Below are 3,471 nucleotides of genomic sequence, written 5' to 3'. Positions count from 1 at the left end.
CTGACGGGGTCCGGCGGATCGGGTTGCGCAGTCGCAATGGCATGATGTCGAACCTGCTGACCCAGCAGCTTGGCCGCCCGGTTGTCCACGCTGCCCGCATCCGCGCGATACTGGCCGAGCGGAAACCGGACATCATCTGGCACAACAACACCTCGCTGATCGGTGGGCCCGGCCTGTTGTCAATGGGCGAGGGGCTGAAGATCTATGAGGCGCATGAGCACTGGCTGGTCTGCCCTACGCATGTGCTGTGGCGGCACGGGCGCGAGCTGTGCGATGACCGCCAGTGCCTGCGCTGCGTGCTGAACTACAAACGCCCACCGCAGCTGTGGCGCTATACCGGCGCGCTGGACCGGGCGCTGGATCACATGGACCTGATCATCGCCAAAAGCGAATTCAGCCGGGCAAAACATCGTGAGTTCGGCCTGCGGCAGGAGATGCAGGTGCTGCCCTATTTCCTGCCCGATCTGGACCAGGACGCTTTGCCGGAACCCGCCGCGCATGACCGTCCCTATTTCCTGTTTGTCGGACGGCTGGAAAAAATCAAAGGGTTGCAGGATGTGTTCCCGGGCTTTGATCGTTACCCGGATGCCGATCTGCTGATCCTCGGCGATGGCGATTACGCGGATGAGCTGAAGGCACAGGCCGCAGGCAATGACCGGATCAGATTCCTGGGCCGCAAGGCGCCTGACGAGTTGAACGCCTATTACCGCGGCGCGCTGGGGCTGATCGTACCGTCGGTCTGTTATGAGACCTTCGGCATCATCCTGATCGAAAGCTTCCGGCTAGGCACGCCGGTGATCGCCCGGCGGCTGGGCCCGTTCCCCGAGATCGTCGAGCGGGCCGGGGGCGGGGAGCTGTTCGAGACCGAGGATGATCTGATCGCGGCTATGCGCGCTCTGCAGCACCAACCCGACCGGCGCGCAGGGCAGGGGACCGCTGCGCGCAAGGCGTTTCTGGATATCTGGCACGAAACATCCGTGCTCGACGCTTATGGCGCAGCGCTTGCGCGCGCAGCTCATGGTGCAGGAAAACCAAGGTTGGCCACTGCGTTAGAGGGCGGAGCCTTTGAAACCGGCACCCGACAAGCATCCCGGGCGAGCGTTGCTGTCAGGGGGCCAGCGTTCCGATCCGGTGGGCGTTTGCCATGACCGAAAAGGTGATGGTTGTGGCCGGAATGCTGGGCAGGCTTGAGGCATCGACCAGATGCACCCGCGACAGCCCTTTGGGTCGGCCCAGAATATCCGACTGCCCCGCACCAGGCGTTTTAGCCATGGGAACCGAGCCGCCCACGTGAAAGCTGGATCCCACATCGCCGGGGCGACGGGCGAAACTCAGCGGCACAAGCCCTGCCAGCTTCAGGGCCTGCCCCATACGTGCCGTGGCGCGCGCCATGACCTGTTCGGTTTCGTCATTACCTTGCACGGTCGGGATCAGCCGCCCGTCTGCGGCCATCGTCAGATCAATCCGGGCGGAATGGGCAGAATGTAAAAACGCCTGCGCCACGACCAACCGTTGCGCCAGCAGCCTCCATACCGGGGCCGATCCGGGCAGTTTCGAGCCATAAGTATTGATCAGATCATGGGCATAGAACTCGTTCCAGGTATAGACCTGTGCGTGGACCAGATGCGGTGAGACTGCGGGGTCATCCAGTTCAATGAAAATCTGCGGCAAGGTGTGATAGGGCCTTCGGTCCGGGCGACGCGGCGCGCGCCAGTGGTGCAGGCTGGGCAGAAAGAAATGCTGACTGTCCTGTAGTTGCAAGCGGGCTGCGGAGTCCGGAGATGACGCCAGCATCAGACGCGCGGTTTCCAGAACCCCGGCGGCGACAAAGATACGGTCGGCTTGCAGGGTTTCGCCGTCCTCCAGCGTTACCGTGACATGACCCGGGCGTTCATCAAACTGGCGAACAAGACCGGTGCGATAGCGGAAATCCGGATTGTGACGCAGGACGTCAAGCGTTTGCCCGGACGCATAAATCAGACCCCAAGGACAGCCATGCAGGCACTGGCCGCAATATTGGCAACCGGGTTCAACGGCCAGCCGTGCAGCCCCGGCATGGGCCCCCAGTTTCGCAAGCCTCGCTGCTTGGCGATCCAGATGCGTCAGCATCCGTTCGGCTTGCGGCGATGGGGTCAGAGGGGCGCGATCCTGCATGGAAAGGGTGGGGAACAGAGTCTGCAATGCGTCCACCCGACCGCTGATGGGAAGGAATTCCGCAACCGCGCGGTAATGCGGTGACAGATCGTCAATTTCGATCGGCCAGTCGGCGATATCTTCGGCGCGGTTGGGCAAAACGGCCGAGCCCCAGAGATTGGACAGCCCACCTATGGCGTGTGAGGCGCGCAATCCGATCCGGTCAGGCGATACCAGCGTTTCCGCTCCCGGCACCATGGCAAAATCCGATCCGAACCGGCGCACCTGTCCGGGCGGCGTGTCGAACTGAGGAGTTTGCCAGGCTTTTACATCATCGGCGGACCAGCTTTCGGGATCGGCCGCGGCCAGCCTGTCACGGCGGGACTGTGCCGAGTCTTCCAGTCTGCGCCCTCCATCCAGCATCAAAACCTGTCGCCCCCGCGCCAATAGGGCCTTGGCCACGGACACCCCCGATGGCCCCGATCCGATGACCAGATCGGTCACGAGGTTGGGCCCGTCTGTGCCGGGGCAGGCGGCCTCATGCGGGAACCGGGCGCTTCATCTCGGCGACGATGTCATCGATGATCTGCTGCAGCGTTCGCATCGGGCGGAACCCGGTGGCACGCTGCAGTTTCGAAACATCGGGCAGGCGGCGCTGCATATCTTCGAAGCCTTCGGGATAGACCGTGTCGTAAGGAACACATTGAATTTCCGAGGCAGAGCCGGTCGTTCGGATGACCTGTTCGGCCAGCTCGCGGATCGTGACCTCCTGATCGGTGCCGACATTGAAGACGTCGCCGCGCGCCTCGGGCAGGGTCATCAGACGGCACATGGCCTCGACCACATCGGCGACATGGCCGAAACAGCGTGATTGTTCACCAGTGCCGTGGACCATCAGCGGCGCGCCTTCCAGTGCCGACTTGACGAAATTCGGTAGCACCATCCCATAGCGCCCGGTCTGACGCGGACCGGTGGTGTTGAAGAACCGCAGCACCGTGACCGGCAGGTCGGATTCACGCGCGTGGGCCAGTGCCAGAAACTCGTCCAGTGTCTTGGCGCAGGCATAGGACCAGCGCAAATTGCGGGTGGCGCCGATGGTCAGATCGCCTTCTTCCTGAAAGGGGAAATTGGTGCTTTTGCCATAAACCTCGGAGCTGGAGGCGATGAACGTATGCGTCTTGTTCACCAGCGCGGCATCCAGCACGTTCTCTGTCCCCGCCACATTGGTCAGGATCGACCGGCTGGGTTCGTCCATGATCAGCTTGACCCCGACGGCCGCCGCCAGGTGGAACACCACATCCGCCGGATCGACCAGTTCAGCGACCAGTCCCCGGTCAA

The 3,471-nt window shown here is 62.8% G+C and carries 3 protein-coding genes; 1 reads left to right on the top strand and 2 read right to left on the bottom strand.

What is annotated here, in order from left to right:
* Positions 1 to 1,148: glycosyltransferase family 4 protein (locus AC2FNC_RS20435; RefSeq protein WP_496716515.1), on the top strand; the 1,148-nt coding region annotated here is incomplete at its 5' end.
* Here the strand turns inward: AC2FNC_RS20435 and AC2FNC_RS20430 are convergent.
* The gene (locus AC2FNC_RS20430; protein WP_496716514.1) at positions 1,108 to 2,637 is read right to left on the bottom strand and encodes a GMC oxidoreductase; all 1,530 of its coding nucleotides are present in this window, start codon (positions 2,635 to 2,637) and stop codon (positions 1,108 to 1,110) included. The genes AC2FNC_RS20435 and AC2FNC_RS20430 overlap by 41 nt on opposite strands.
* A 34-nt stretch (positions 2,638 to 2,671) precedes the next feature.
* A partial coding sequence (locus AC2FNC_RS20425; RefSeq protein ID WP_496716513.1) for an NAD-dependent epimerase/dehydratase family protein occupies positions 2,672 to 3,471 on the bottom strand: 800 nt, incomplete at its 5' end.

The organism is Ruegeria sp. BHSA123 (genome assembly GCF_059613425.1).
Note: the sequence above shows the minus strand (reverse complement) of the source record. Positions and strands in the feature narration are given on the sequence as shown.